Genomic DNA, 21,919 nt, shown 5'->3' with positions numbered 1-21,919 from the left:
GGCCTGGCCTGGGCCCCGCCCGGCCCCCGCCCCCTCACTCCGCCCCCTTCACCTCACACGTCACCCCGCCCGCCGCACACCAATGCGTACGTCCGCCCACGAGGTGGAGTTCCAGGTCCGCGTCGGACATGCCGTGGCGGTCGAGCGCGGCGCGCAGGGCCGTGGGGGCCGGCTGCGGCGGGAGCCCGAGGACGCCGACCACCACCACGCCCTGCCGCACCTCCACGGAGGAGATGTCCCAGTTCCGGCCGGCCGCCCACTCCTCCGCGACCGGCCGCGCGTCCGCCGCGAGGTTCCGGTCCCGCCACACCGACGCCGTCCCCGTGGTGAGCGGCACCGCGATCAGCAGCAGGACCCCGACCACCGCCACCAACGTACGACCGTGGAACTCCCCCACGTACCGCTCGGACTCCCGGGCCGCGCCCCGGATCCCGTACACGAGGAAGACCACCGTCCCGGTCGCCACGATCGCGGCGACGTTCGTGGCGAACAGCAGCCCCGACTCGAACGCGTCGTGGAACCGGCCCACCGTGATCAGCAGCCCCGTCACGGCCAGCGGCGGCACCAGCGAGATGGCGATCGCGACGCCCGGCAGCGTGTCGGAGATGTCCGCGCGGACCAGCGCGAACGCGCCGACCGTGCCCGTGGCGAGCGCGGCCAGCAGGTCGATGAGTCGGGGGCTGATCCGCGACGACACCTGCGAGTTGGATGCGAAGTCGTCGGGCGGCGCCGCGATCCACCCCAGCAGCATCCCGATCGCCACCACCGCGAGCGCCCCGCCGAGAACGAGCAGCACGCACCGCACGACCTGCGAACGGTCCGCGAGGACCAGGGCGAGCGCGCTGCCGAGGATCGGCGTCATCAGCGGGGCGACGATCATCGCGCCGATGACCGTGGCCGTCGAGTCGCCCACCACACCGGCGGCCGCGATCACCGAGGCGAGGACCAGCAGCCCCCAGAACCGCGTGGAGCTGGGGCTTTTCAGGGATCGCTCGATGAACAGGGTGTCCGTCATGCGCCGGACAGTGGCCGCGTCGACCCGCCCCATCACCTTCATGACCGGCACTCCCTCAGACCGCGGATGGCGCGGGCGGATTCCCCGCCGCGTCCGGCCCGCCCCCGTCTCCGTCGCCCTCCGCCGCAAGGAACTCCACGACGGCCAGCAGGAACAGCAGGCACAGCGCGATCCCGACGACCACCCAGCCGGTCGGGTACGACCACAGCAGGTAGACGAGGAGCGCGCCCACGACCAGGATCCACCCGATCCAGGTCCGGTGGTGACGCACAAACGGGCCGACCGGCCCCGTGCGGAACCCGGCCCGGTCCGCGGTGAGCCGCGCGCCGTCGATGCCGGAGATCCACAGCCCGCGCACCAGTCGGGCCCGTTTGCCGCGCCCGGTGAGCCACGCGGCGAGCGCGACGACGACGCCGAGTGCGACGACCATCCGGACCATGGTGAAGAGGAAGTGCGTCATGGTGTCGTAGACCGCGGCCGCCGCGTCCTGCGACACACTCGCGGGCAGCCGGTCGAGGTAGATCACGCGGAAGACGCGCAGCCCGATGCCGAGGAGACCGCAACTCACCGCGACCGCGAGCGCGGTGGCGACGACCGTCCTGCGGCGGCGTACGGAGAGCAGCACACCACCGGCGACGAGGACGAGGGCGAGGACCGGCAGCCAGTTGCCCATCACCTGCAGCAGCCGCAGGTACGTCTTGGCCTTGCCGATGTTGTCGTTCGTGACGAGCGTGTAGTCGGTGTGGACCTCGGGGATCCTGGCGGCGACGGTGAGGCCGGAGTCGACGAGGCGCTGCTTGACCTGCTCGACGACCGGGCCGAGGTCGAGGGTGACGGTGTCGCCGCCCTCCAGCTTGACCGCCCCGCCGCCGCTGCCGGTCAGCGCCTTGTCGAGGGCGCTGTGGGCCTTGCGGTTGGTCTGCTTCCAGATGTTCTCGAAGGCGTCGGAGGCGACGACCCCCTGCGCCTTGTCCTGGACGAAGCTGCGGACCGCGTCTTCGAGTGAGTCACCCAGCTTGCCCAGGGACTTCTCGACCAGCGGCCGGTCGTCGGTGGGTACCTCGGAGAGCAGGGACTGCAGGTCGATCCGCTGCATGATCGCGTTCGTGGCGCGGTTCGCGACGGCCTTCTGGATGTCGGGATTCGAGGCGAGCGGGCCGACGGTGTCGACGTAGCGGTCGGTGTCGCCCACTTGATCGGCCGCCCAGGAGGCGACGATGCCGAGCGGCGCGAGGATGCAGCCGATCACGATGAGCACGACGGCGAGGAACGACCGCCCCCGGTGACGCCGACCGCCGCCTCGTACACTCCCGCGCTCGGCCTCCAACTCGGCCACCCGGCCCCGCAGCCGCGCGAGTTCGGCCTGCTCGGCAGGCCCCATGGGCGCCGTCTCCTCCGCCACCGTTGCCTCCTTTTCGGCGCGCCCCCGACGCGCTGATGTGAATGCCAGGGGAACCGCTGCGCCGCCGACGGGCGAGACGGACGGGGCCGGACGAGTGACGGGCCGATGCCGATGAATTCGCGGCGTGTCCACGCCCCGTGTCCGGCCGAAATGCGGGCGCCGGAAAGGCGGGTGATACTGCACCGAACATCCGCCGCGCCGGAGAGAGGGAATCATGGACGACTATCCCCTGCTCGACCTCTTCCTCACCATGCTGTTCCTGTTTCTCTGGGTCATGTGGCTGTTCCTGCTGTTCAGGATCGTCATGGACGTCTTCCGCGACGACTCGCTGACCGGCTGGAGCAAGGCCGGCTGGCTCCTTCTCTGCATTGTGCTGCCGTATATCGGCGTGCTGATCTACGTGATCGCGCGCGGCAACGGGATGGGCCGACGCGACGCCGATCGGGCCAAGCAGGCCGAATCCAGGTTCCAGGACTACATCCGCAGGACGGCGACGGAATCCGGCGGCGGAACCGAGGAATTGGCCCGGCTCGCCGAGCTCCACAAGTCCGGCGCACTCACCGACGAGGAATTCGAGAAGGCGAAGGCAAAACTTCTCGCCTGAACCCCACCGTCATCGGAAAACCCACCGGAAACCCGACCGGAAAGCCAACCGGAAAGCCTCATCGTGGAACCACAGAAATCGCCCTACGGACAGCCCTACGGACAGTACGAGCAGTATCAGCAGTACGGGCAGCCCTATGGACAGCCCGAACCGGCGTACGCACCCGAACCGCAGCCCCGGCTCGACGCGGGAAAGCTGTGGGCGGGCGGCGTGATGACCGCCGTGATCGCCGCCCTCACCGCGGTGGTCGCCCTGCTCCTCGTACGCGGTGTCCTCGACATCCCGGTGTTCGCCCCGGCGGGCGACGGCCTGATGAACATCGCCACCACGGGCACCCTGGCGATGGGCGCGGCCGTGACCGCGCTGCTCGCGACCGCGCTGCTCAACCTGCTGATCGTGGCGACCCCGCGCCCCGGCAGCTTCTTCTCCTGGATCATCGGCCTCGCGACCGCGGTCATGGTGCTGCTGCCGTTCACCACGAGCCTGACCTGGGAGGCGAAGTTCGGCACAGCGGGGGTGTACCTGGTCATCGGAATCGCCATCGGTTCACTGCTCTCGGCGGTGGGCCGAGGCGCGATCCGCCGCGTCTGACCCGGTTTGCACCCGTCCGGTTTCCGCCATGTCGGAAGGCCGCCACCGGACGGTGCTGTGCGCGGCGGGCGGCGCCCGCTAGACCCTCTGCATGAGATCCATATCCAGACGCCGTTCACTGCCGACGGCCACCGCGCTCACCATGGCGCTCATCGGGTGGATGGCGGTGGCCGCTCCGGCATCCGACGCCTCGGACGCGGCCACCGCCGCACCCCGCGGCCGGGCCCACGACATCACGCTGGTCACCGGCGACGTCGTGCACTACACCGATCTGCCGGGCCGTCAGGACGTCGTGACCGTCGACCCTGCCGACGAGAACGGCCGCGGGGTGCAGGTCCGTACCCAGGGCGACGACACGTACGTCGTGCCGGTCGAGGCGATGCCACTGCTGGCCGCCGGGAAGCTGGACCCGCGCCTCTTCGACGTCACGCAACTGGTCGCGGTGGGCTACGACGACGCCCGCACCGGCGGCGTACCGCTGATCGCGTCGGCGCCCGCGACGTCCCGCTCCGCCCGTCCCCCGGCCGCCCCCAAGGGCGCCGAGCCCGTCCGCACGCTCGCGTCGATCGACGCGACGGCGCTGCGCGCGGACAAGGACGAGGCCCGCACGTTTTGGAAGGACATCGCCCCGGGGAAGGCGCCGAAGTCCCTCGACGGCGGCATCGGCAAGCTGTGGCTCGACGGCAGGGTGGAGGCCTCGCTCGCCGACGAGACCGCGCAGATCAAGGCGACCGACGCCTGGCGGAAGGGCTTCGACGGCAAGGACGTGAAGGTCGCGGTGCTCGACACGGGCGCCGACCTCGACCACCCGGACCTGGTGGGCCAGGTCGAGGAGTCCAAGAGCTTCGTCGCCGGCCAGGACGTCGACGACGGCAACGGCCACGGCACGCACACCGCCTCCACCATCGCCGGTACGGGCGCCGCGTCCGACGGCAAGGAGAAGGGCGCGGCCCCCGGCGCCCGTCTCCTCGTCGGCAAGGTGCTGAGCAACGCGGGCACAGGACAGGACTCCGACTCGATCGCCGGCATGGAGTGGGCGAAGGCGCAGGGCGCCGACGTCGTCTCGATGAGCCTCGGCTCCCCCGACGGCTCGGACGGCGAGGATCCGATGTCGCAGGCGGTGAACGCGCTGTCCGCGGACGGCGGTCCGCTGTACGTGATCGCCGCGGGCAACGCCTACGACCCCGGCACCATCGGCACCCCCGGAGCCGCCGCGTCCGCGCTGACCGTCGGCGCGGTCGACGGGGGCGACGAGCGCGCCTCCTTCTCCAGCCAGGGCCCGCTGACCGGCACGCACTCCCTCAAGCCCGACGTCTCCGCGCCCGGCGTGGACGTCACCGCCGCCGCCTCGCAGTCGGTGCCGGGCTGGACCGGTGGCCCGTACCGGACGATGAGCGGCACGTCGATGGCGACGCCGCTGGTGGCGGGCGCCGCCGCGATCCTGAAGCAGCGTCACCCCGACTGGAGCGGCGAGCGCGTCAAGGACGCGCTGATGTCGACGTCGGACAAGACCGGCGAGTCTCCGTACGAGGTCGGCTCCGGGCGCGTCGACGCGGCCGCCGCCGTGGACGCCACGATCGGGGCGACCGGCTCCGTCGCGGCGGCCACCTACGACTGGCCGAACGCCGACGCGAAGGCGACGACGCGCACGGTCACCTACCGCAACGACGGTGACGCGGACGTGGCGCTCGCCCTCTCCCTGGACACGGACGACGACGCGTACGCCCTGTCGGCGTCGAAGGTGTCCGTCCCCGCGCACGGCACCGCCGAGGTGACGCTGAGCCTCGACCCGTCGAAGGTCCCGGCGGGCACCACATTCTCCGGTCATGTCCTGGCCACCGCCTCCGCCTCGGACACCGTGGTCGCCCGGACCGCCTTCGCCCTCTTCAAGGAGGCGGAGATGTACGACTACACGGTCAAAGTGACGGGCCGCGACGGCAAGCCGCTCGCGGACACCGTCGCGCTGTACTCCACCGCCGAGCAGGACCCCACGTACATCAACGTGGACGCCGGCGGCGAGGCGACGCTGCGGCTGCCTCCGGGTCGCTACACCGCGTCCTCGTACGTGGACGTGCCCGGCGGCAGCGACGGTTCGCTCGGCGAGGCGCTGCTGATCTCCGACGAGGTGACACTCGGCGCCGCCCACCCGAAGGGGACGGCCGCACTCGACGCGAGGAAGGCACACAAGGCGTACGCGGTACCGGAGCGGGAGAGCGAGACGGTCCAGACGGTCTTCAACGTCCAACGCACGTACGGTAGTTCGTCGGAGCACGGCTGGTCCTCCTCCGTGCTGCTGGCCGGCAAGTACGACTCGCTGTACCTCACGCCGACGAAGAAGGTGACCGACGGGACGCTGAAGGCGTTCGCCCACTGGCGGATGCGGGAGAAGGCCTTCGACGCCGAGACCGGCACCGGCCGCGACATCACGCTGACCGCCCAGCCGAAGACCGCGTTCCGCGACGGGGTGCGCGCGCTGAAGACCGTGTACGCCGGTCGGGGCGCGGCGTCCGACTATGCGGACCTGGACGCCAAGGGCAAGGCCGTGCTCGTCGACCGCGAAGACGCGGTCACGGCGAGCGCGCGGGCCCAGGCGGCCGCGGACGCCGGCGCCGCCATGCTGATCGTCGTCAACGACGCCCCCGGCCGCCTCTTCCAGTCCTACTCGGGCGCCGCCGGCCTCTCCGTCGCGTCCGTGGAGCAGGGTGACGGCGCCCGCCTCATCGCCGAGGCGAAGCCCGGCCGCGGCACGCTGAAGGTGCGGGCGAAGGAGTACCCGGACTACACGTACGACCTGGCGAAGACCTTCGACGGCGGCATCCCGGACACATCACTGGCCTATGCACCGAAGAACCGCGACCTGGCCCGCGTCGACAACAGCATCTACGCGCAGCCGGGCACGCTCGGCACCGGCGGGCGCTACTTCGTCCCGTCGTGGAGCCCGGCGCTCGGCGGCGACACGTACGACAAGTTCGGCCGCACCACCACCGAGTACGTCTCCGGGGGCACGGGTGCCACCGGGTCCTGGTTCGAGCAGCACACCGGACTCGGCTCGGCCGCGGGCTACTTCGAGAGAGGGCAGACGTCGTCCTACACCGCGGGGAAGCGCTACGACACCGGCTGGTTCAAGCCGGTGCAGGCGCCCCGCTTCGGCGGCACGTACACCGCGTACCAGAACAGCAGCGATCTCTTCCAGTGGAACACCGCGATCTGGTCGGGCTCCGAGGACGGCCACACCGGTGCCGGTGGCGGCGCCAAGCAGACCACGCTCTACCGCGGCGACACCCAAGTGGCCGGGTTCAACGCCCAGTCGGGCCGGGCGGCGAACATGACGGCGGGCTCGTACAAGCTGGTGGCGACCGGACAGCGGGACACCGCCGCCTGGACGACGTCCACGAAGACGGCGACCACGTGGGGCTTCGACTACAAGCCGCTGCCGTCGGGCACGGGCCGCGCCGACCTGCCGCTGCTGAACCTCTCCTACGAGGTCGACACCGATCTGCGGGGCGGCGCCAGGGCGGGCAAGCGCCTCGGACTGGGGCTGCGCTCGGCCGCGTACACCGGTGGCGTCAGCGCCTCCTCGGCGACGCTCCAGGTGTCGTACGACGACGGGGCGAGCTGGCGGGACGCGTCGCTGAAGCGGACCGGTGACGGGCACTGGACGACCGTCCTGAGCACACCGCGCGACGCCGGTTCGGTGTCGCTGCGGGCCACGGCGAAGGCGCCGGGCGGGCTGACGGTCGAGCAGGAGGTGACACGGGCGGTCACTCTCAACTAGGCCGATCACCTTCAACCATACTGATTTCAGACCCAGTTGTGCTGGTGCGCGTACCAGCCCAGTTGCAGCCGTGTCGTCGCCTCCGCGCGCACCATCAGCGCCTGGAGGCGGCGCTGCAACGTCCTTACGGACATGCCGAGTTGACCCGCGACCGCGGTGTCCGTGAACCCGGCGAGCAGCAGCCGGAGAATGTGCGCGTCCAGGGGGTCGAGCGCGTCACCGCCGACGTCCGGCTCCTGGTAGGGCCGGCCGCGCTGCCACACCTGCTCGAACAACTCCCTTGCCACATGGGCGAGTCCGCCGCGCAGCACGACCGCCGGGTCCACGGGCGCGCCCCGCCCGTGCAGCGGCAGCATCGCCACGGCGCCGTCGCACAGGATCAGCTTGTACGGGACCTCGGCGACGGTGCGCACCTGCACGCCGTCGGCGAGGGACTGCGCGACATGCTGGGCGGCGTCCGGCTCCTTGAGGAAGCCCTGGTCGATGACGGCCCGCACCCGCACGTTGCGGCCGATGGCGGTCACCTCCTCGCTGTCGGCGGGGGTGACGGCGGCGGGTTCGCCCGCCGAGAGGATGTCGATGGTGTCGCGGGCGGAGAGCTGGAGCTGGAGATAGCGGGTGCGGATCGCCTCGGCGCCCTCGACGATCTCGACGAGTTCGCGCTGCGCGCGGTCCGCGGTCGCCGTGCGGTACGTCTCCGCCAGCCGCGCGACCGCCAGCTCCGCACGCTGCAACCGCTCGCGCTGGAGGGCGAGTTCGGCGCCGAGGGCGACGGCCGGCGGCGCCGCCGCGTAGCGGGCTCCGTCGCCCGCGCGCACCACGAGCCCGCGCTCCACCAGTGGATCCAGGGCCGCACGCACCCGCGCGTCGGGCAGCCCCGCCGCCGCCACGATCCGCTCGTACGGGGCCGTGGGCAGCGCGATCAGCGCCTGGTACACGGCTTCCTCGTCCGCCGTGAGTCCGAGCTCCTCCAGCCCCACCGCCGCTCTCCCGCCCCTTTGGTCCGCCGACTGCCTGACGGGAAGTCTCGCAGGCGGGCGCGAACTCCACCGTGGGCGGACCCACAGAAAATGCCTGGCCGCGGCCGGGCGGACCGCGTTACCTTCGAGGGCATGGACGTCATGGACCGCAGCACCACCACCGCGACCGCGCGAGCGACCAGCTCGCCGGTTGCCGCCGCCTGACGTACCCACCTCTTCCCACCGGCGACCGGAAACGGCCGCCGGTACTTTTTTGCCCCACCGCGCTTCTTTTTTGCCCCACCGCGCTCCGTCCGGCCGCTTCCGGTGCCTCCCGTCCGCATCACGCGAAGGAGTCACCCCATGCGCACCGACGACGTCATCCGCACGTTCACCGAGTTCTACGAGGACCGCGGCCACCGCCGGATCACCGGCTCGACACTGCTGCCGCCGCCCGGCGACCCGGTCCTGTTCACCACCTCCGGGATGCACCCGCTCACCCCGTACCTGGAGGGCCGCCCCCATCCGCTGGGCCGACGGCTCGTCAACGTACAGCGGTGTCTGCGGACCACGGACCTGGAGAAGGTCGGCGACCCCACGCATCTGACGGTCTTCGAGATGCTCGGCACGTGGTCGCTCGGCGACTACGAGGGGCCGCAGAGTCTGGAGTGGGGATACGAGTTGCTCACCGAGGGCTTCGGTATCGATCCGCGAATGCTGTACGTGACCGTGTTCGGCGGCGACGAGCAGACCGGGCCCGACACCGGTTCGCGGGAGGTGTGGGAGCGGCGCGGGTTGCCGATCGAGGAGACCGTCGAGGACAACTGGTGGGACAACGGGCCGACCGGGCCGTGCGGTCCCGACTCGGAGATCTTCCTGTGGACCGGGGACACCCCGCCGGAGTCGACGCCGACCAAGGACGAGCGCTGGGTGGAGGTGTGGAACCACGTGACGATGCGTTACCGACGCCTGGACGACGGCTCGTTGGTGCCGCTCCCCCCAGCGCAACGTCGACACGGGCCTCGGTCTGGAGCGGCTTTCCACGCTATTGCAGGGCAGGAAGTCCGTCTTCGAGTGCGACGTCTTCGATCCGTGGCGGCGGCTGCTGCCGGGGCTCTGGCCGCTGGACGAGCCGTCGTTCCGGGTGGTCGGCGACCATCTGCGCTCGTCCGTCGTGGTCGTCGGCGACGGGGTGCGGCCGTCGAACACCGGGCGCGGATACGTGCTGCGCCGGCTGATCCGCAGGGTGCTGACCGTGCTGCGCCGCGAGGATCCGACGCGCACGCTCGGGGACCTGCCGGTCGAGCTGATCCGGCACACCCTGGACCACTTCCGCCAGGACGTCGACCCGTCGTACGTCCGCCAGGTACTGCTCGACGAGGAGCTGCGCTTCGACCGGCTCCTGGAGCGCGGCAGGAAGGTGCTGTCGCGGCCGCGGTTCTCGGGCCCGCTGAGCGAGGAGGACCTGCACTATCTGCACGACACCCACGGGCTGCCGCGCGAGCTGGTGCTGAACCTGCGGGAGCGGTAGGGCCGAGCCGAAAGGGCTGCCTTCCTGGATCCTCTAGACCGGCAGCCCCCTCGGCTCCTTGATGCGCTTCATGATGATCTGCGAGTTCACCTCGGTGACCCCGTCGAGCGCGGTGAGCTCCTCGATCCACAGGCGTTCGTACGCGGCGAGGTCGGCGACCGCGATGCGCAGCAGGCAACCGGGGCTGCCGAAGAGGCGGTAGGCCTCGATGACGTCGGGGATGTCCTGGAGCGCGTGCTCGAAGGCCTCGACGGAGGCCCGGTCGCGGCGCACCTCGATGGAGACGAGGACCTCGAAGCCGCGGCCGACGGCGTCCGGGTCGACGATCGCGCGGTAGCCCTGGATGACGCCGTCCTTCTCCAGCTGCCGCACGCGGCGCATGCACGGGGACGGGCTGAGGCCGACGCGGGCGGCCAGGTCCTGATTGCTCAGTCGGCCGTCCTCCTGGAGCTCGCGCAAGATATGCAGGTCGATCCGGTCCATGGCGCAATCATGCACCACGCTTTGCGCGATCATCGGCCAGGATTCGCAATCCGATTGCGCAGATCACGATTTATCCTTGCTGTAGATCGAACATACGCTCCCCACGCGCGCGAGCGCCCACTACGCGAGCGCCGACTATTCGCGAGGCAGGTCACATGGCACGCATCACCCTCATCAGCACCGGCGGCACCATCGCGAGCCGCTGGCAGGGCACCGGCTACGCCGCCGACGCCGGCGGGGACACGGTGCTCGCGTCGGCCGCGCTGCCGGAGGGGGTCGAGGTGGACGTCGTCGACCTGTTCAACGTGAACAGCTCGCGGATGACGACGGAGCTCCAGCTGACGCTGCTGCGCACGGTGCGCGAGGTGCTCGCCGACCCGTCCGTCGACGGCATCGTGGTCACGCACGGCACGGACACCCTTGAGGAGTCCGCGTTCCTGCTCGACCTGCACCACGACGACCCGCGCCCGGTCGTCTTCACCGGCGCCCAGAAGCCGCTCGGCCAGGCCGAGGGCGACGGGCCCGGGAACATGTACGACGCGCTCCAGCTCGCCGCGAACGTGCGTGACCTGGGCGTACTCGTCGCCTTCGACGGAAAGGTGCACGCCGCTCGCGGCACCGTGAAGACACAGACCCTCGCGGCCGACGCCTTCGCCGACCCGTCGGCAGGCCCGCTCGGCCGGCTCGGTTTCGGCCGCGTAGACCTGCGCCACAAGCCGAGCCGCCCGGCCCCGCTGCCGCAGCCGGGGGCCGGAACGGAGATACCGCGCGTCGACATCGTCATGCACCACAGCGACGCCGACGCCACGCTCTTCGAGGCGGCCGTCGCCGCGGGCGCGCGCGGCATCGTGCTGGTGGCCACGGGCGCGGGGAACGCGACGCCGGAGCTGGTCGACGCGGTGTCCTCAGCTGTACGCCGCGGAGTCCTCGTCGCCGTGTCTACGCGCGTATCCGCGGGTCCGCTCGCCGAGATCTACACGGGCGGCGGCGCCGTCGACCTGGTCGCCGCGGGCGCCGTGCTCAGCGGCACGCTGCGCGCGGGCCAGACCCGGATCGCCGTCCTGGCCGCGCTCCTCGCGGACGTCTCCCCCGCCGCCCGGCCCGACCTGCTCGGCCGTCTGATCGACGCGCCGGGCGCACTGCCCGCCGGCACCGAGGCGTCCGGCGAGCAGGCGGCCGCGTAACAGGATCCGCGTAACAGGATCAGAGAGCGGGACTCAGAACTCCACGGCCTCTTCGTTGGGCGCGAGGCTGTCCATGAACGAGCTGACCGAGAACACGGCCCGGCCCGCGCCCGCCGGACCGTACCCGGGAGGCGACGACAGGCCGTACTCGTCCATGGTCGAGCGGTAGGCGTCGAGCAGCCGGATGTGGTACTCCAGCGGCGCGCCGTCCGGGTTCTCCTTGCCGAGCGGCGTCGTCGGCTCGGGGCACCACGTGGTGAAGCGCGGCGTGATGCCGTTCGACATGAAGAAGCGCAGGCCCTCGGTGGTGGAGGCGATGGCCTCGTCGACGGTCTTGAAGCCGAACGGCTCGGCCATCTCGACGCCCGCCACGAAGTTCGGGATCACGTTGCGCGCGCCGAAGACCTCGCGCGAGTCGAGGATCCGCTTGTGCCACTCGTCGCGGCCGACGTAGCGCTCCTTGCCGGGGCAGTACATCTTGAACAGGTACTCGTCCCACACCTCGAAGTTGGGGTGGTAGATCTGCACGCCGTAGTCCTTGAAGCGCTGCACATCGTCCTTGGGCAGCGCCTGGGCGACGACCTTGCCGATCCAGCGGCCCGGGAAGTACTCCTCGATGGCCTTGGCGTACCGCCCGTAGAAGTCCGCCTCGTCCAGGCCCTGGACCTTCGACGTGATCGCGCCGCCGGTGAGCGTGTACGCGGTCGACGCCTTCGCGGTGTCGTACTTGTCGATGATCTCGAGGGCCTCGAGGACCTCGTCCACGTCCTTCACGCCCGTGTACGGCCGGCCGGCCGCCTTGTGCTGGCGCCAGTTGTGGTTGATGTCGCAGTACTGGCACTCCTCCTTGGCGCCGAAGTACTGGCAGACCCGGAACGCGGTCAGGTAGATCAGGTAGCCCCACTGGATCGTGGGCGCCACCTCCATGACCGACTTCCCGTTGGAGAGCTTGTGCCGGTAGTACTCCGGCATCGGCGGCACGCCCACGTCGGAGATGCGCTTGCCGTCGAGGTAGAGGCCGAGCATGCCGTCCTCGTTCGCGGCGACGCGGTACGGGGACTTCGGGTTCACGCGGACCGAGACGACCGTGCGGCGCAGGTCGTAGGGGCCGCCCGTGAGGACGATCTCCTCCGGCGGGCGGCGCAGCGCGGCCTCGCCCAGCTCGGGCAGCGTGCCGTGGTCGAAGGAGAAGATGAAGTACGACTTCGGCTTGACCTCGCCGTCCTCGTTGTCACTCAGCGCCGACGCGTCGAAGGCGACGCCGCCGCGCAGCAGGTCCTCCTTGAAGACCGCTTCCTTCGGAACGTGCGGGAAGCGCTCCATCAGGTCCTCTACCAGCGCCGTTCGGCTCTGCATCCCGTTACTCCTCGACCCTCTGCTGTTCTACGGTTCGACCCTTCACGGTACGCCCCGGCCGCCGGTCAGCCCTGCCGGGTCCCCGCTCGGGCCACCACATGGGCGGGCGCGGTGATGCCGATGGGCAGCAGCGGATCGGCCGTGGGAGCGCCCCAGCGGGCGTTCAGCGGCAGGGTTCCGGCCCAGAGACCGAGCTCCGCGTCGGCCGATTCGCCGTCGTCGGGCGCGCCGGACCGGATCTTCACGGACGCCTCTTCGAGGGAGAGCGCGAGGAGCGTGGTGGCGGCCAGCTCCTTGCGGTTCGGCTGCCGCGCGTACGTCCACTGGCCGGGGGTCGCGTGCTCGGTGAGGCGCCGCAGGCCCTCCAGCTTCTCTGCCTCGTCGGTGATCGTGCGCGGCACGCCGTGCACCATGGCGCTGCGGTAGTTCACACCGTGCTCGAAGACGGAGCGGGCGAGGACCAGACCGTCGACGTGGGTCACCGTCACGCACACCGCCGCGTCCGGGTCGGCCGCGAGGCTGCGGCTGGCCACCGACCCGTGCACGTACAGCCACCGCTCGTCACGCCCGTAGACGGTCGGTACGACGACGGGGGCGCCGTCGACCATGACACCAAGATGGCAGACGAAGCCCGCGTCGAGGATCGCCTCCAGATCGGCGCGGTCGGTACTGCCCTGTTCCCGCAGCCGCCGGTGCGTGGTCCGCTCGGTCTGCGGCAGGGTGCGGGAGTCGTCGGTGTACGTCATGCGCAGGAACGCTACTCCCGTGGGGGCGGCGGTCGTTCATCGGTACCCGTCGGGTTGCGGACGCGGGGCTCCGCCCCGGACCCCGCCTGCTCAATCGCCGCAGGGGCTTGAATGCCGTGGTCCAATTCTCGGCAATCCGCACTCGAGAAAGGCATCCCGTGCCTGCAATCACCAACTGGGCCCGCAACATCACCTTCGCCGCCGACCGGCTGCACCGTCCGGCCACCGTCGACGAGTTGCGTGCCGCCGTCACCAAGAGCGGGCACATACGGGTGCTCGGCAGCGGCCATTCGTTCAACCGGATCGCCGACGTGGACGCGGAGCGCGACGGCGCGCTCGTGTCGCTCGGCGCGCTGCCGAGCCGCATCGACGTCGACACCGCGGAGCGCACCGTCCGGGTCGGCGGCGGTGTGCGCTACGCCGAACTGGCCGCCGAACTGCACGCGCACGGGCTGGCGCTGCCCAATATGGCCTCGCTGCCGCACATCTCCGTCGCCGGTTCGGTGGCCACCGGCACGCACGGATCGGGCAACGGAAACCGGTCGCTGGCCGAGGCCGTACGGGCCGTGGAGATCCTGACCGGGGACGGGGAGCTGGTCACGCTCGCGCGCGGTGACGCCGGTTTCGAGGGGGCGGCCGTCTCGCTGGGCGCGCTTGGTGTGGTGTTGTCGTTGACGCTGGACGTGGAGCCGTCCTTCGATGTCGCGCAGCACGTGTTCCGTGAACTCCCCTTCCAGGGGCTGGACTTCGAGTCCGTGTCGGCCGCCGCGTACAGCGTGAGCCTGTTCACCGACTGGCGCGGTCCGCGCTTCGACCAGGTGTGGGTGAAGCGGCGGATGCCGGAAGCGCTGGACTTCCCGTGGGCCGAGGCCGCCGTCCAGGCGCAGCACCCTGTGCCGGGGATGTCGGCCGTGCACTGCACCGAGCAGTTCGGGGTTCCGGGGCCCTGGCACGAGCGACTGCCGCACTTCCGGGCCGAGTTCACGCCCAGCAACGGCGACGAGCTTCAGTCGGAGTATCTGCTGCCGCGCGAGCACGCCGTCGCCGCGCTCGCCGCCCTCGACGCGGTGCGCGACCGGATCGCCCCCGTGGTCCAGGTCTGCGAGGTGCGCACGGTCGCCGCCGACACGCAGTGGCTGAGCCCTGCGTACGGCCGGGACACGGTCGCGTTCCACTTCACGTGGGTGGCGGACACGGAGCGGGTTCTTCCGGTCGTCTCGCTGGTGGAGGACCGGCTGCGGGAGTTCGCGCCGCGTCCGCACTGGGGGAAGGTGTTCACGGCCGATCCGGCGCGCGTCGCCGCCCGGTATCCGCATGCGGCGGACTTCGTGGCGCTGGCCGAACGGCTGGATCCGCAGGGGAAGTTCAGCAATGCGTTCGTGCGGACCGTGCTTCAGAGTGTTTGAGGAGGGGCTTCTAGAGGACTTTTGAAAGCCCTTTCTCCAACCCCTTGTCGAAGTCCGTCGGGCGCTCCTAGCCTGACGGTATGAAGCGCACGTCCCGCGACATACGGACGGCGAACCGGTACGAGGTGCTGCGCCGCTGCCTCGACCGGTCCGCCGTCTCCCGGCAGGAGTTGGCCGCAGAGACGGGCCTCAGCTCGGCGACCGTCGCCACGCTCGTCGGGGAGCTGCTCGACCTGGGGATCCTGGTCACGGGCGGCTTCGTGGACTCGGCGGGCGGGCGGCCGCGCGGCCTCGTCTCCGTCGACGCGGGCCACGGTTCGCTCGTCGGCGTGGACGTCGCGGAGACGTATGTGCACGCCGAGCTGTTCGACCTGAACCTGCGGGTCGTCGCCCGCGCCGACCGCCAACTGCGGCCCGGTGCGCACGAACCCGGGCACGTGGTCGCCGTGATCGCGGACGCGGTCCGGGCGGTGCTCGACGCCAACACCGGCGGGCCCGTGCTCGGCGCGGGCGTCTGCATGCCGGGGCTCGTCGACCGGCAGGGCGGCATCAGCGTGTACGCCCCCAACTGGGGGTGGCGGGAAGCGGTGCCGCTGCGTGAACTCCTCGCCCAACACCTCGACGTACCCCTGTACTTGGACAATCCGCTGCGCGCTTCCACCGTCGCCGAGTTGTGGTTCGGCGCGGCGCGCGGGCGGGACGACGCGGTCGTCGTCAATCTCGGCACGGGCGTCGGTGCGGGGCTCGCGCTCGGCGGGGCGCTGCACCGGGGTGTCACCAACAGTGCCGGCGAGTGGGGGCACACCACGCTCGTGCTCGACGGGCGGCCGTGCCACTGCGGTGACCGGGGGTGTGTGGAGGCCTATGCGGGGGCGCCGGGCATCATGCGCAACTTGCGGGAGCTGCACCCCGGTTCGCCGCTCCTGCACCCCGACGACCAGACCGCCACGATCGAGGCGATCGGGCGGGCCGCGGCGGAGGGGTCGGCGCAGGCGCTCGATGTGGTGCGGGAGACCGCGCGGTATCTCGGCGCGGCGGTCGCCGATCTCGTCAACCTGCTCAATCCCGAGGTCGTCGTGCTCAGCAGCTGGGTCGCCAGTGCGTTGGGCGGTCCCCTGGTGAGCGAGGTTCGGGGGGTGGTGGAGCGGCATTCGTTGGCGGGGCCGTTCGCCGCGGCGGAGATTGTCCTTTCGCCCGTTCCTACGGATCCGGTGAGTCTGGGTGCGGCGACGTTTGCGCTGGAGGGCGTGTTGAGCGGCACCGCACCCGTTCCTCACCCACATACGGCTTGATTGATTGCCGAATTTGATCTCGACGTAAGGAGCTCCATGCCCACGTCCACGTCCACCTCAATCGCCTACGTAACCGACCCCTCCCCCGGCCACGGCACCTTGCCGCCTCGCGCCTGGTACGCCGAGTCGTCAGCCAACTCACTCTCGCTCAACGGGACTTGGCGTTTCCGGTTGGCGGCGCGGGCCGACGCGCACGACGACTCCTTCGCCTCCCCTGGGTACGACGCCGGCAGCTGGAGTGGCGTCTCCGTGCCCGGGCACTGGGTGATGCAGGGCGACGGGGCGTTCGGTGCGCCGGCCTATACGAACGTCCTCTATCCGTTCCCCGTCGACCCGCCGCGCGTCCCCGACGAGAACCCGACCGGGGATCACCTACGCGTCTTCGACCTGCCCGGCGACTGGCCCGGTGACGGCTCGGCCGTGGTCCGCTTCGACGGGGTGGAGTCCTGCGCGAAGGTGTGGCTGAACGGCACGGAGCTCGGCGAGTTCAAGGGGAGCCGACTGCCGCACGAGTTCGAGGTCGGCCACCTCCTCGCCCCCACCGGCAACGTGCTCGCCGTCCGCGTGCACCAGTGGTCCGCGGGCTCCTATCTGGAGGACCAGGACCAGTGGTGGCTGCCCGGCATCTTCCGCGACGTGACGCTCCTGCACCGCCCCGTCGGCGGCGCCCGGGACTTCTTCACGCACGCCTCGTACGACCACGCCACCGGCCTCGGCACGCTCCGCGTCGACAGTGACGTGGAGGGGCGGATCACCGTGCCTGAGCTGGGTGTTGACGCGGCCACCGGGGAGTCGGTGACCGTCGCCGTCGAGCCGTGGACGGCCGAGACGCCGCGCCTGTACGACGGCGAGCTCGCGACGGCCGGTGAGCGGGTGCCGCTGCGGATCGGCTTCCGCACCGTGGAGCTGTCGGACGGCCTGATCAAGGTCAACGGCACGCCGATCCTCTTCAAGGGCGTCAACCGGCACGAGTGGCACCCGGAGCACGGCCGCGCGCTCGACCTCGAAACCATGCGCCGCGACGTCGAGTTGATGAAGTCCCACAACATCAACGCGGTCCGCACCTCCCACTATCCGCCGCACCCCGCCTTCCTTTCCCTCTGCGACGAGTACGGGCTGTGGGTCATCGACGAGTGCGACCTGGAGACCCACGGCTTCTGCGAACAGGGCTGGCGCGACAACCCGGTCGACGACGAGCGCTGGACCCCCGCACTGCTCGACCGGGCGGCCCGCATGGTCGAGCGCGACAAGAACCATCCGTCCATCGTCCTGTGGTCCCTCGGCAACGAGGCGGGCACCGGGCGCGGGCTCACCGCCATGGCCGAGTGGATCCACGCGCGCGACCCCGAGCGCCTCGTGCACTACGAGGGCGACATCAACTGCCGTGACACCGACGTCTATTCGCGCATGTACGCCGATCACGCAGAGGTCGAGCGGATCGGTCAGGGGATCGACGGCGGCCCGGAGAGGCGGCGCGCCCTCCCCTTCATCCAGTGCGAGTACGCGCACGCCATGGGCAACGGCCCGGGTGGACTCGCCGACTATCAGCGGCTGTTCGAGAAGTACGACCGGCTTCAGGGCGCGTTCGTCTGGGAGTGGATCGACCACGGGGTCGCCGACGAGCGCCACGGGTACGCGTACGGCGGCGACTTCGGCGAGGAGCTGCACGACGGCAACTTCGTGTGCGACGGTCTGCTGTTCCCGGACCGGACGCCGTCGCCGGGGCTCATCGAGTTCAAGAAGGTGATCGAGCCCGTACGGATCGCCGTCGACGGGGACGCCGGATCCGTACGCGTCACCAACCGCTACGACTTCCGCGACCTGTCCCACCTCGCCTTCGACTGGACGTACGAGGTGGAGGGCGAGGCCGTGGAGCGCGGCACGCTCACCGTGCCGCCGCTCACTCCCGGCGAGTCGACGGACGTGAAGCTGTCGGCGCCCGCGGCGGGTGACGCGTCCGGGTACTGGACGATCCGGGCCATGGGCGCCGACGGCCAGGAAGCGGCGTGGGGACAGAGCGCCCCGACGACGCCAAAGTCCGTTGTCAGCACGGTAGTTGGCGAGCGTCCGAGCGCCGCCGGGGACGTACTCACACTCGGCCCGGCCACCTTCGACGCCCGCACAGGCGACCTGCGCACCATCGGCGACGTGGCGCTCGCCTCCGCTCCCCGCCTCGACGTGTGGCGCGCCCCCACGGACAACGACGACGGCGCGAGCTGGCAGAACGACGAGCGGCTCGGCCTGCTGTGGCGACAGTTCGGCCTGCACCGCATGCAACACCGCGTGGACGGCGTGGAGTTGGACGGGAGCGCGTTGACCGTGCACACGCGGGTCGGTCCGGCCAGCCGTGACATCGGGCTGCGCGCGAGCTACCGCTGGACGGCCGACGAGCGGCGGCTGCGGCTGACCGTGTCCGTCACCCCGGAGGGCGACTGGCGGATCCCGCTGCCCCGGCTCGGCGTCCGACTCGGGCTCCCCGTAGGGGACTTGGGCGTGCGCTGGTTCGGCTGCGGGCCCGGCGAGGCGTACCCGGACACGCGCGAGGCGGCGCGACTCGGCCGCTGGGAGTCGGACGTCGACGCCCTGCACACCCCGTACGTACGACCGCAGGAGAACGGGGCGCGGATCGACGTCCGTTGGGCCGAGCTCGGCGGCCTGCGCATCGAGGGCGAGCCCGCCTACGCCCTCACGGCCCGCCGCTGGACGACACAGCAGCTCGACGCGGCCACGCACCGCACGGACCTGACGCCCGGCGACACGCTGTGGGTGCATCTCGACCACGCACAGCAGGGCATCGGCACGCAGTCGTGCGGACCCGGCGTGCTCCCGCAGTACCGGCTGACGCCGAAGCCGGCTGAATTCGGCTTCGCCTTCAGCACGTTGACGTAGCCCCCTCACCCCGTGTCGGCCGGGGCGGCGGTCCCATCGCTGCCCCGGCCGACCTGACGACCGCCCTAGGGGCAGGGGCGTAGCGGCCGTCGTGCACGGAAGTCGCCGCCGGGGGCGGGAAGGTTGCCGCCAGATTCCCGCGCTCTGCTCAGAGTCTCACCGCGAAGGATCAGAGTCTCACCGCGTCAGAGTCTCACCGCGAAGGAGTAGAGCCGCGTCGTCTGCGCCTTGTTGCGGTTGTCGTCCGAGACGAGGAGCAGGTGTCTGCGGCCCTTGTACCGTCCGCTCTTGATGGAGTCGCCGAGGGTCATGCCCTCCACGTTGTCCAGGAGCTCGTTCGACTGGGGGTTCCCGGCGCCGCTTACCTCTCCGGGGCTGCCTTCGGGGCAGCGGGCCAGGTCGAAGAGGGCGCGGCCTGCGATGAAGACGTCGGCGGGCGCCCTGTAGAGCTGCTTCTTGTCGGTCACGTCCTGGGCCTCGGCCAGCGAGAGGTCCTTGACGTGCACCGAGTTCCCGAGCCCGGCCACGTACTGCCGTTCCAGGGCGAGCAGCCTGGTGTCGGAGACCGCCACGAGGTCGGCGAGGCCGAGGCCCTCGTCGCCGCGGTAGGCGAACTGGGCGTCGGGTTCGAAGGTGCCGTCGGCGCGCCGCTCGTAGCGCTGGATGCGCATGAGGTTGCGGCCGCGTTCGTCGCCGTCCCCGGCGAGCGGGGCCTCCACCGCCACGAACAGGTACTTGTCGCTCGGCGACAGGGCCATGGCCTCGATGGTGCGGCCCGCCGTCGCGGCGCCCTTCGGGTAGATCTCGAAGACCTCGGGGATCGGCAGCGGTTCCCCCTTCTGGCGGCCCGTGCGCAGGTCGAACCGGCGGATGGTGGGTTCGGTCTCGCCCGCCACGAGCGCCGTGCCGCCGTCCTTCTCCACGGCGACGGCCTCGGCGTCGAACCAGCCGCTCAGCGGGCCGCCCCCGGCCGCGCGCAGGGTGCGCGCCCGCTGGGCCACCGGTGCCAGTGCGTCGGGCGAGCCGAACCTGATCGGGAAGATCCGCACGGCGTCGTTGTCGGCCACCGCGTACGCCAGCCTCGACTCGTCCGGCGCGTACGCGAGTCCGGACAGGCCCGCCACCGGCTCGTTGTCGACCTCCGTCTTGTCGAGCGCGTCGGAGTGGTCGAGCAGGGCCGCACGCGCGGAACAGGGGCCGCGCGCCTCTTTGTGGGGCTTGGGAGGCGGTTCGTCCAGCCGGTCCTGGAGGTAGGGGATGCCGAGTCCTGCGGTGAGACCGAGAACCAGGCCGATCGCGACGCCTATGGCGATGCGGCCCCGCTTCGGCGGCGGTACCGGTGCCGGGGGTGGGGCCTGGACGGGGCGGCGGGCGGCGTTGCGGACGAAGGCGTACTCCCCCAGCCCGTTCTCGTCCGTGCACAGCGGGGCCGCCGCGTCGCTGCGGTCCTGCTCGGCCACCCACTCCTCGACGCGCGTCCGCACCCGCTGGTAGATGTCCTTCAGGGTGACCGTCTCGCCCGCGCCGGGGTCCGGGTCGCCCTGTTCGAGCACGTCGACGAGGGCGCCGGTGAAGACCGAGCAGCGGTCCGGGTCGGGCGCGTGCGAGGCGCGGTTGTGCGGCGAAGAGGCCATCAGGTAGAGGCCCTTGAGGTCGCGGACGGAGCGCGCAGCGAGGTCGGCGCCGCTCTCTCCCCCGGACATCCGGCTGTCCCTGGCCCACTGGGCGCTGTAGCAGCAGTCCAGGATGAGCACGGTCCGGGGAGCGGGCGACCGGTTGATGGCCTTGCGTACGTACATGGTGTCGACGCAGGTCTCCGGCTGGCCCCGCTCCGTGCCGGGCAGCGTCAGGAACAGCCGGTTGTCCTCGCCCTCGCGCACGCCGTGGCCCGCGTAGTAGACGATGAGCGTGTCCTCGGCGGCGAGCCGGCCCGCGACCTCGATCGCCACGGTCACGTCGCGGGCCGCGACGGGATTGGGCAGGACCTGGACGCGCTCGTCGGGGAAGCCGCCGATGTCCGGGTCGGTCAGCACGTCCCGCAGTCGCCGCAGGTTGTGCTCGACGCTGTCGAGGCGCTCCATCGTGTCGTGCCGGTAGTCGTTGACCCCGATCAGCAGGCAGGCCGACTTCTCCGGGTCGACGCGCCGCGCACCGACGCGCTGCGGGTCCCCGCGTTGCGGGCCGATGCGCTGCGGGTCTGCGCTCCCCGGGTCCGTGCGGCGCGCCCCGTTTCTCGCGGGGCCCTCGGCCTGCGTCATCGGGAGGCTCCGCCGTCACGGTCGCTGCCGCCACTACGGCCACTGTCGCCGTCACGGTCGCTCTCGCCATCGCGGTCGCCATCTCTCAGGCCGGCATCGTGCAGCAGCCCGCGGATCCGGTCGACGTCCTCGCCCCGCACGACGAACGTGATCTCCCCGTCGTGGCCGCGGCTGCGCCACCAGGCGCGCACGCTGTGCGTCACGTCGATCGCCAGGGACGCCGCACCGCAGGCGACGCCGACCCATTCGAGTACGTCGCCCATCGCGCCGGGCCGGTCCGCGTACGCGCTCTCGACGCGCGCTCCCGCGGAGCGCAGCTCGTCGTCGTCCTCCAGCCAGTCCCGGAGCGACGCGAGTTCCTTGGCGCCCTCTCCGCCCTCTCCCCCCGTGTCCCCCACGCCCTGCGGTACCGAGAACCTGATCTCCAC

At 71.3% G+C, this 21,919-nt stretch carries 15 protein-coding genes and 1 pseudogene; 8 read left to right on the top strand and 8 right to left on the bottom strand.

Annotated features, from left to right (window positions below):
• Nucleotides 1–34: 34 nt before the first annotated feature.
• Nucleotides 35–1,057, bottom strand: a complete 1,023-nt coding sequence (locus OG746_RS15605) for a TIGR00341 family protein (RefSeq protein ID WP_266715199.1) — start codon at nucleotides 1,055–1,057, stop codon at nucleotides 35–37.
• Between the two features lie 13 nt (nucleotides 1,058–1,070).
• Nucleotides 1,071–2,396, bottom strand: coding sequence for a hypothetical protein (locus tag OG746_RS15600; RefSeq protein WP_266718978.1), 1,326 nt, complete (start codon nucleotides 2,394–2,396; stop codon nucleotides 1,071–1,073).
• A gap of 235 nt (nucleotides 2,397–2,631) precedes the next feature.
• On the opposite strand from OG746_RS15600, the gene OG746_RS15595 reads away from it, so the two are divergent.
• The 3 genes from OG746_RS15595 (at nucleotide 2,632) to OG746_RS15585 (ending at nucleotide 7,387) form a co-directional block, all read left to right on the top strand.
• Complete coding sequence (locus OG746_RS15595; RefSeq protein WP_266715198.1) at nucleotides 2,632–3,021, top strand: SHOCT domain-containing protein; 390 nt, start codon at nucleotides 2,632–2,634, stop codon at nucleotides 3,019–3,021.
• Between the two features lie 63 nt (nucleotides 3,022–3,084).
• Nucleotides 3,085–3,612 carry a DUF6069 family protein gene (locus tag OG746_RS15590; protein WP_266715197.1) on the top strand — a complete coding sequence of 176 codons (528 nt, stop codon included), beginning with the start codon at nucleotides 3,085–3,087 and terminating at the stop codon, nucleotides 3,610–3,612.
• 91 nt (nucleotides 3,613–3,703) lie between these two features.
• On the top strand, nucleotides 3,704–7,387 hold the full coding sequence (locus tag OG746_RS15585; RefSeq protein WP_266715196.1) for a S8 family peptidase: 3,684 nt from the start codon (nucleotides 3,704–3,706) through the stop codon (nucleotides 7,385–7,387).
• Between the two features lie 26 nt (nucleotides 7,388–7,413).
• Here the strand turns inward: OG746_RS15585 and OG746_RS15580 are convergent, their stop codons facing one another.
• Complete coding sequence (locus OG746_RS15580) at nucleotides 7,414–8,367, bottom strand: helix-turn-helix domain-containing protein (RefSeq protein WP_266715195.1); 954 nt, start codon at nucleotides 8,365–8,367, stop codon at nucleotides 7,414–7,416.
• A 342-nt stretch (nucleotides 8,368–8,709) separates the two neighbouring features.
• Between OG746_RS15580 and OG746_RS15575 the strand changes: the two are divergent.
• Nucleotides 8,710–9,877 (top strand): annotated as a pseudogene (locus tag OG746_RS15575) (alanine--tRNA ligase-related protein).
• A 33-nt stretch (nucleotides 9,878–9,910) separates the two neighbouring features.
• Here OG746_RS15575 and OG746_RS15570 read toward each other — a convergent pair.
• Nucleotides 9,911–10,360 (bottom strand): Lrp/AsnC family transcriptional regulator, encoded by a 450-nt coding sequence (locus OG746_RS15570; protein WP_266715194.1) that lies wholly within the window; start codon nucleotides 10,358–10,360, stop codon nucleotides 9,911–9,913.
• A gap of 155 nt (nucleotides 10,361–10,515) precedes the next feature.
• Between OG746_RS15570 and OG746_RS15565 the strand changes: the two genes are divergently transcribed.
• A complete protein-coding gene (locus OG746_RS15565; RefSeq protein ID WP_266715193.1) occupies nucleotides 10,516–11,544 on the top strand; it encodes an asparaginase in 1,029 nt (342 codons plus the stop codon).
• 33 nt (nucleotides 11,545–11,577) lie between these two features.
• Here the strand turns inward: OG746_RS15565 and OG746_RS15560 are convergent, their stop codons facing one another.
• Nucleotides 11,578–12,900, bottom strand: coding sequence for a radical SAM protein (locus OG746_RS15560; protein ID WP_266715192.1), 1,323 nt, complete (start codon nucleotides 12,898–12,900; stop codon nucleotides 11,578–11,580).
• 65 nt (nucleotides 12,901–12,965) lie between these two features.
• Nucleotides 12,966–13,646, bottom strand: a complete 681-nt coding sequence (locus OG746_RS15555; protein ID WP_266715191.1) for a pyridoxamine 5'-phosphate oxidase family protein — start codon at nucleotides 13,644–13,646, stop codon at nucleotides 12,966–12,968.
• 158 nt (nucleotides 13,647–13,804) lie between these two features.
• Between OG746_RS15555 and OG746_RS15550 the strand changes: the two genes are divergently transcribed.
• The 3 genes from OG746_RS15550 to OG746_RS15540 all read left to right on the top strand — a co-directional run bounded on the left by OG746_RS15550 (nucleotide 13,805) and on the right by OG746_RS15540 (nucleotide 19,233).
• Complete coding sequence (locus tag OG746_RS15550; RefSeq protein WP_266715190.1) at nucleotides 13,805–15,052, top strand: FAD-binding protein; 1,248 nt, start codon at nucleotides 13,805–13,807, stop codon at nucleotides 15,050–15,052.
• 80 nt (nucleotides 15,053–15,132) lie between these two features.
• On the top strand, nucleotides 15,133–16,344 hold the full coding sequence (locus OG746_RS15545) for an ROK family protein (protein WP_266715189.1): 1,212 nt from the start codon (nucleotides 15,133–15,135) through the stop codon (nucleotides 16,342–16,344).
• 36 nt (nucleotides 16,345–16,380) lie between these two features.
• The gene (locus tag OG746_RS15540) at nucleotides 16,381–19,233 is read left to right on the top strand and encodes a glycoside hydrolase family 2 TIM barrel-domain containing protein (RefSeq protein WP_266715188.1); all 2,853 of its coding nucleotides are present in this window, start codon (nucleotides 16,381–16,383) and stop codon (nucleotides 19,231–19,233) included.
• 185 nt (nucleotides 19,234–19,418) lie between these two features.
• On the opposite strand, the gene OG746_RS15535 is transcribed toward OG746_RS15540, so the two are convergent.
• Both OG746_RS15535 and OG746_RS15530 read right to left on the bottom strand, forming a co-directional pair.
• A complete protein-coding gene (locus tag OG746_RS15535; protein ID WP_266715187.1) occupies nucleotides 19,419–21,491 on the bottom strand; it encodes a caspase, EACC1-associated type in 2,073 nt (690 codons plus the stop codon).
• A complete protein-coding gene (locus OG746_RS15530) occupies nucleotides 21,488–21,919 on the bottom strand; it encodes an effector-associated constant component EACC1 (protein ID WP_266715186.1) in 432 nt (143 codons plus the stop codon). Before OG746_RS15530 ends, OG746_RS15535 begins: the two co-directional genes overlap by 4 nt.

This window comes from Streptomyces sp. NBC_01016, assembly GCF_026341035.1.
GTDB lineage: Bacteria > Actinomycetota > Actinomycetes > Streptomycetales > Streptomycetaceae > Streptomyces.
The sequence above is the reverse complement of the archived record's forward strand: the minus strand, read 5'-3'. Positions and strand labels throughout refer to the sequence as shown.

Bases quoted from the DNA above. Each gene is read 5' to 3' on its own strand.
- OG746_RS15605 (WP_266715199.1), bottom strand. From the start codon at position 1,057: ATGAAGGTGATGGGGCGGGTCGACGCGGCCACTGTCCGGCGCATGACG.
- OG746_RS15600 (WP_266718978.1), bottom strand. From the start codon at position 2,396: ATGGGGCCTGCCGAGCAGGCCGAACTCGCGCGGCTGCGGGGCCGGGTG.
- OG746_RS15595 (WP_266715198.1), top strand. From the start codon at position 2,632: ATGGACGACTATCCCCTGCTCGACCTCTTCCTCACCATGCTGTTCCTG.
- OG746_RS15585 (WP_266715196.1), top strand. From the start codon at position 3,704: ATGAGATCCATATCCAGACGCCGTTCACTGCCGACGGCCACCGCGCTC.
- OG746_RS15570 (WP_266715194.1), bottom strand. From the start codon at position 10,360: ATGGACCGGATCGACCTGCATATCTTGCGCGAGCTCCAGGAGGACGGC.
- OG746_RS15565 (WP_266715193.1), top strand. From the start codon at position 10,516: ATGGCACGCATCACCCTCATCAGCACCGGCGGCACCATCGCGAGCCGC.
- OG746_RS15560 (WP_266715192.1), bottom strand. From the start codon at position 12,900: ATGCAGAGCCGAACGGCGCTGGTAGAGGACCTGATGGAGCGCTTCCCG.
- OG746_RS15555 (WP_266715191.1), bottom strand. From the start codon at position 13,646: ATGACGTACACCGACGACTCCCGCACCCTGCCGCAGACCGAGCGGACC.
- OG746_RS15545 (WP_266715189.1), top strand. From the start codon at position 15,133: ATGAAGCGCACGTCCCGCGACATACGGACGGCGAACCGGTACGAGGTG.
- OG746_RS15540 (WP_266715188.1), top strand. From the start codon at position 16,381: ATGCCCACGTCCACGTCCACCTCAATCGCCTACGTAACCGACCCCTCC.
- OG746_RS15535 (WP_266715187.1), bottom strand. From the start codon at position 21,491: ATGACGCAGGCCGAGGGCCCCGCGAGAAACGGGGCGCGCCGCACGGAC.